This is a genomic window from Streptomyces sp. 5-10, from assembly GCF_014712245.1.
GTDB lineage: Bacteria > Actinomycetota > Actinomycetes > Streptomycetales > Streptomycetaceae > Streptomyces > Streptomyces violaceusniger.
Genome location: NZ_JACVYG010000006.1, coordinates 284,765 through 290,929, shown reverse-complemented (window position 1 = coordinate 290,929; position 6,165 = coordinate 284,765). Strand labels below are relative to the sequence as shown.

Sequence of the window (6,165 nt, the reverse complement as noted above, 5' to 3'; positions counted from 1 at the left end):
CTCGCCCCGCCCGCCCCGGCCGGGCCGCCCGCGCCCGGACGCCGCCGCCCGCCGGACGACCGGGGCACGGACTCCGTACGGGGGTTACGACGGGGGTTGCGCGGGCCGATGACCGTGGGCGCCGTGTCGTTGTCGTTGTCGTCGTCGAAGGCGATCCGCGGCAGCACCTGCGTGGCGCCCACGTCCTCGGCGCCCTCGCCCGGCCGGGAACGGCCCAAACCATCGCTCAGGCCATCGGACAGATGGTCGGTCAGACCCTCGGAGGAGTACCGCACGGCCTGCAGCAGCCGGGTCGCCGCGGTGTCCCCGCCGGGGCGGGTGCGGCCGCTCCACACCACCGGCGGCCGACGCCGGCCGGGGGCCGGGACGCGGGCGAGCCGGGCCGTGTCCGTCAGCGTGCTGCTGACGACCGGAACGCTGAGCTGCACCCGGAAGCTCGGGGCATTGACGGCGACCTGCGCCGGATCGCACGGCACCTTGGCCATGGTCAGCTGTGGTTCGTCGTCGAATCCCCCCGCGCGTCCCGCCAGGGGCGAAGGCATGCGGGCTTTTCTGGTCTCCACGCCCAACTAACCGAGTGACGGACGGGAAAGACACTGCCGGGGACGTCCCGATCTGTCCGAGGCCCGTCAAGATCATCGGCCGGAGGGCACGTCACGGACCCGGACACGTCCAACCAACCCGGTCCACGCCCGACCCACCCCCGGGTCAGGCCCGGTCAGGCGCGGTCAGACCCGGTCAGGCCCGAGTCAAGCCCGCCCAACGGGCCCTACCGGGCCCGCATCCCGGCCGGATCAGGCCAGATCCCGGCCGGATCAGGCCCGCATCGCGGCGGCGCTACCGAGCCCGCACCACAGCCCCACCCGGCCCGCATCACGCCCGTGGCCAGCCCCGCCCACACCCGGCGACGAACCGCCCACACCCGTCGGCGTACCGCCCACACCCGATCCACGCCCGGCGACGAACCGCCCACGCCCGATCTACGCCCGGCGCCGAACCGCCCACACCCGGCGACGAACCGCCCACGCCCAGCGGCGTACCGCCCACGCCCGCCGACGAACCGCCTACGCCCGTCGGCGAGACGCCTCGTAGAGGACGACGCCCGCCGCCACGCCCGCGTTCAGCGACTCCGCGCCGCCCGGCATCGGAATCCGCACCCGCAGATCGCAGGTCTCGCCGACCAGCCGCGACAGCCCCTTGCCCTCGCTGCCGACGACGATCACGACCGGGCCGTCCAGCACCTCGAGGTCCTGCAGCTCGACGTCGCCGTCCGCCGCGAGCCCGACCACCGTCAGGCCCGCCTTCTGGTAGGCCTCCAGGGTCCGGGTGAGGTTGGTCGCGCGGGCGACCGGGGTGCGGGCGGCGGTGCCCGCGGAGGTCTTCCAGGCGCCCGCGGTCATCCCGGCCGCGCGCCGCTCCGGTACGACCACGCCATGGCCGCCGAAGGCCGACACCGAGCGGACCACCGCGCCCAGGTTGCGCGGATCCGTGACGCCGTCGAGGGCGACGATCAGCGGGTCCTCGCCCTCGTCGAAGGCGGCCGCGCTCAGGTCCTCGGGGTGGGCGTACTCGTACGGCGGCACCTGGAGCACCAGGCCCTGGTGGTTGAGCCCGTTCGTCATCCGGTCCAGCTCGGCCTTGGGCGCCTCCATGAGGTGGATGCCGCCGCGGTCGGCCGCGACCTTCAGCGCCTCGCGCACCCGGTCGTCGCTGTCGATGAACTGCTGCACATACAGCGTGTTCGCCGGAACGCCCTCGCGCAGCGCCTCGACCACCGGGTTACGGCCCACCACCAGCTCGTTCGTGCCCTTGCCGCCGCGCCGCGGCACGGGGCGCTTGGCGGCCTGGCGGGCGCGGGCGTTGGCGATCCGCTGCTTGGCGTGTCCCTTGCGCATCTCGGCGGGCGGGGTGGGTCCCTTGCCCTCGAGGGCGCGGCGCCGCTTACCGCCACTGCCGACCGTCGCGCCCTTCTTGTTGCTGGTACGGCGGTTCCTGCGCTGGCTGTTGCCGGCCATGAATGTCACCTGTCTCTTCACTGCTCAGCGCTGCTCGGCAAACGGCAACGGAAGAACGTCGAACGTCACATGCGTCTACGGTCGTACGTTCGTGTTCGTACGGTCGTATGTACGGTCACAAGTGTGCCGCCCGACCCGGCGGGTGGCACAAACAGCGAGGTCAGCGGGTGCCCAGCTCCCAGCGCGGCCCGGACGGGGTGTCCTCGATCACCAGACCCGACTGCTGGAGCTGGTCGCGGATCGCGTCCGCCGTCGCGTAGTCCTTACGGGCCCGCGCGGCCTGCCGCTGCTCCAGGACCAGCCGGACGAGGGAATCGACCACGCCGTGCAGATCCTCACCGCGGTCCGAACCGCCCGCCCAGTGCTCAGCGAGCGGATCGAGGCCCAGCACGCCCAGCATGGCCCGCACCTCGGCGAGCCGGGCGACCGCCGCCTCCTTGTCGTCGGCGGTCAGGGCGGAGTTCCCCTGGCGGACGGTGGTGTGGACGACCGCGAGCGCCTGCGGCACCCCGAGGTCGTCGTCCATCGCCTCGGCGAAGGCGGGCGGCACCTCGGCCGCGGGCTCCACGCTCCCGGCCTTCTCCACCACTCGCTGGACGAAGCCCTCGATCCGCGCGAACGCCGACTCGGCCTCGCGCAGGGCCTCCTCGCTGTACTCGATCATCGACCGGTAGTGCGGGGTGCCCAGGTAGTAGCGGAGCACGATCGGACGCCAGCGCTTGACCATCTCGGAGACCAGCACCGAGTTGCCGAGCGACTTGCTCATCTTCTCGCCGCTCATGGTCACCCAGGCGTTGTGCGCCCAGTAGGCGGCGAAGTCGTCGCCGAACGCCTTGGCCTGCGCGATCTCGTTCTCATGGTGCGGGAAGATCAGGTCGACGCCGCCGCCGTGGATGTCGAAGGCGCGCCCGAGGTACTTGTGGGCCATCGCCGAGCACTCCAGGTGCCAGCCCGGACGGCCGCGCCCCCACGGTGTCTCCCAGCTGGGCTCCCCCGGCTTCGCCGCCTTCCACATGGCGAAGTCGCGCGGGTCGCGCTTGCCGGTCTCGCCCTCGCCGGAGGGCTGGCGGAGTCCGTCCAGATCCTGGTTGGAGAGCTTCAGATACTCGGGGAACGAGCGCACGTCGAAGTAGACATTGCCCTCGGCGGCATACGCATGACCCCGGTCGATCAGCTCCCGCATCATCTCGATCATCTCGGGGACATGACCGGTCGCCCGCGGTTCATAGGTCACGGGCAGGCAGCCGAGGATGTCGTACGCCTGGTTGAAGGCGCGCTCGTTCTCGTACCCGATCGCCCACCAGGGGCGCTTCTGCTCCGCCGACTTCGCGATGATCTTGTCGTCGATGTCCGTGACATTGCGGATGAACGTCACGTCATAGCCGCGGTGGGCGAACCAGCGGCGCATGATGTCGAAGTTCAGCCCCGACCTGATGTGCCCGATGTGCGGGGCGGCCTGCACGGTCGCGCCACACAGGTAGATCGAGACGCGGCCCGGCCTGAGCGGGGTGAAGTCACGGATCTGCCGGGCGCTGGTGTCGTACAGGCGAATAGTCACGCGTCAAGGGTAGTGGGAAGCGAACGGTGCCTCGTGCGCCTTCCACCACGGGGACACAGAAGCGTGACACTCGGGACGCGGGTGACACTCCGGACGCGCCCGCGCGCCCCCGGACCACGCGCCACCGCCGGAGCACCGGAGCACCGAGGCCACCGCACGGAGCACCGGCGCGCCCCGCGCGGAGCACCGGTCGCCCCTACCGCCTACCCCCTACCGCCGGAACACCAGCGCCGTCGCGATCGCCGCGAGCCCCTCGGCGCGGCCGGTCAGGCCCAGCCCGTCCGTGGTGGTACCGGACACCGAGACGGGGGCGCCCACGGCCGCCGTCAGCGCCTTCGTCGCCTCGTCGCGCCGTTTGCCGATCTTCGGACGTACGCCGATCACCTGGATCGCCACATTGCCGATCTCGAACCCCGCGTCCCGGACGATCCGGGCCGCCTCGGCGAGCAGCGTGGTGCCGGCCGCGCCGGACCACTCGGGGCGGTCGGTGCCGAAGTGGGCGCCGAGATCGCCGAGCCCGGCGGCGGAGAACAGCGCGTCACAGGCGGCGTGCGCGGCCACATCCCCGTCGGAGTGCCCGGCGAGTCCGTACTCCTCGCCCTCCCACAGCAGCCCGGCGCACCACAGCTCACGGCCCTTCTCGAAGGCGTGCACATCCGTGCCGATGCCGACCAGGGGGAGCATCGCCGCGTCAGAAGCCATCGTTCGCCCTCCTGCGGGCCAGGACCGCCTCGGCCAGCACCAGGTCCAGCGGCCGGGTCACCTTGAACGCCTCCTCGTGGCCGGGGACGACCACGACCTCCACGCCGAGCCGCTCCACCATGCCCGCGTCGTCCGTGGCGCCCTCGCCCTCCAGGGCGATCTTCTCGTGGGCGGCCAGGAGCGTGGCGCGGTCGAAGCCCTGCGGGGTCTGGACGGCGCGCAGCAGGGCGCGCTCGGGAGTGCCGACCACCGGCTCGGGCTCCCCGGCCCGCTCGCCGGTGCGCGGCTCGACCTGCTTCACGGTGTCGGCCAGCGGCAGCGCCGGGACGACGGCGGGCGCCCCGTCCCGTACGGCGGCGGCGACCGCGTCCACCGTGTCCACGGGCACCAGCGGGCGCGCCGCGTCGTGCACCAGCACGGTGGTGACGGTCTCGGGGACGGCGGCCAGCCCCTTGCGCACCGACTCCTGGCGGGTCTCGCCGCCGGGCACGACGACCACCTCGGTGGTGTCGCCCAGACTGCCGCTCAGCGGATACGCGTCGAGCAGCCGCCGCACCTCGTCGGCGCCGTCCGGCGGGGCGACCACGACGACGAGGGAGACGGAGCGGGATCCGGCCATCGCCCGTACGGCGTGGACGAGCATGGGCGTGCCGCTCAGCGGGCGCAGCGCCTTGGGGGCGCCCGGGCCCAGCCGCACTCCGCGGCCCGCGGCGGGGATCACGGCGGCGGTGCGGACGGTTCGCCCGGACGCGCCGGAGCCGCCGTGATCCGGTGTTGCGGACATTGAGTTGGCGTTCAGGTTTGCTTCCTCAGCCGAGATGGGTATGGCCACAGCGTGCCGGGCGCGATGCCCCGACCGGCCCCTTCCGTGACGACTGGTCGAGCCAGCTGCCCGGGCCCGGCACACCTGAGACCGCGCACCGTGCGCGCGGTGGCGCATCGGCACCAGGTGCGGGGGACCGGGGGTTCGGAAGATCGCTCGGGGGATCAGCGAGATCGCTCAGATCAGCTGGATCGCTCGGGGGATCAACGACGTCCGGCGCGTACGCATGCCGCAGCGCCCGGCGACAGACGATTGAGCGGGAATTCACGTCTGAGTCACTCGGGCACCACGGCATTGATGTGTCAGGACGCGAGAACCTCGTCGAGCAGGGCCTCGGCCTTGTCCTCGTTGGTGCTCTCGGCGAGGGCGAGTTCGCTCACCAGGATCTGGCGGGCCTTGGCGAGCATGCGCTTCTCACCGGCGGAGAGTCCGCGCTCACGCTCTCGGCGCCACAGGTCACGCACGACCTCGGCAACCTTGATCACATCGCCGGAGGCGAGCTTCTCGAGATTTGCCTTGTAGCGACGGGACCAGTTCGTCGGCTCTTCGGCATACGGTGCACGCAGCACCTCGAAGACCCGGTCCAGCCCGTCCTGGCCGACCACATCACGCACACCGACGAACTCCGCATTGTCCGCCGGCACACGAACCGTCAGGTCACCCTGAGCGACCTTCAGCACCAAGTAGGTCTTGTCCACGCCTTTGATCTGACGAGTTTCGATGGCCTCGATCAGCGCGGCCCCGTGATGGGGATAGACCACGGTGTCGCCAACCTTGAACGTCATGTGACAGGTACCCCTTCCGTGGCTATCCAGGGTAACACGGGAACGCCTTCTTCTGAATGGCGTTTTCGCAGGTCAGGGCATATCTCGGGGCTTGACAAGTGCGGCAGGGACGTGCTGCACGAGGTCGACGGAACTGGGTATTCGCAGGTGGGAGCGGCTGTCCGGGCACCCCGAAACCCACCCGTTACGCGCCAGAAGAAGCCCGGACGAGTGGCCGTACGTCCCGTTTTGCCGGAGTCCAGTCGATGGACTTCCGCTACTCCGTTCGGATCAGGAGCGACG

General features: G+C 71.6%; 5 protein-coding genes and 1 pseudogene. All 6 read right to left on the bottom strand.

Going from position 1 to position 6,165, the window contains the following annotated elements:
* Positions 1 to 542, bottom strand: a pseudogene (locus IEJ02_RS10430) (hypothetical protein); the annotation flags it as partial.
* A gap of 522 nt (positions 543 to 1,064) precedes the next feature.
* Complete coding sequence (rlmB, locus tag IEJ02_RS10425) at positions 1,065 to 2,015, bottom strand: 23S rRNA (guanosine(2251)-2'-O)-methyltransferase RlmB (RefSeq protein ID WP_137978491.1); 951 nt, start codon at positions 2,013 to 2,015, stop codon at positions 1,065 to 1,067.
* A 160-nt stretch (positions 2,016 to 2,175) separates the two neighbouring features.
* Positions 2,176 to 3,573, bottom strand: a complete 1,398-nt coding sequence (cysS, locus tag IEJ02_RS10420) for a cysteine--tRNA ligase (protein WP_191064474.1) — start codon at positions 3,571 to 3,573, stop codon at positions 2,176 to 2,178.
* A gap of 210 nt (positions 3,574 to 3,783) precedes the next feature.
* A complete protein-coding gene (ispF, locus tag IEJ02_RS10415; protein WP_137978493.1) occupies positions 3,784 to 4,275 on the bottom strand; it encodes a 2-C-methyl-D-erythritol 2,4-cyclodiphosphate synthase in 492 nt (163 codons plus the stop codon).
* A complete protein-coding gene (ispD, locus tag IEJ02_RS10410) occupies positions 4,265 to 5,059 on the bottom strand; it encodes a 2-C-methyl-D-erythritol 4-phosphate cytidylyltransferase (RefSeq protein ID WP_137978494.1) in 795 nt (264 codons plus the stop codon). Before ispD ends, ispF begins: the two co-directional genes overlap by 11 nt.
* A gap of 341 nt (positions 5,060 to 5,400) precedes the next feature.
* The gene (locus IEJ02_RS10405) at positions 5,401 to 5,883 is read right to left on the bottom strand and encodes a CarD family transcriptional regulator (RefSeq protein WP_009716930.1); all 483 of its coding nucleotides are present in this window, start codon (positions 5,881 to 5,883) and stop codon (positions 5,401 to 5,403) included.
* Between the last annotated feature and the right edge of the window lie 282 nt (positions 5,884 to 6,165).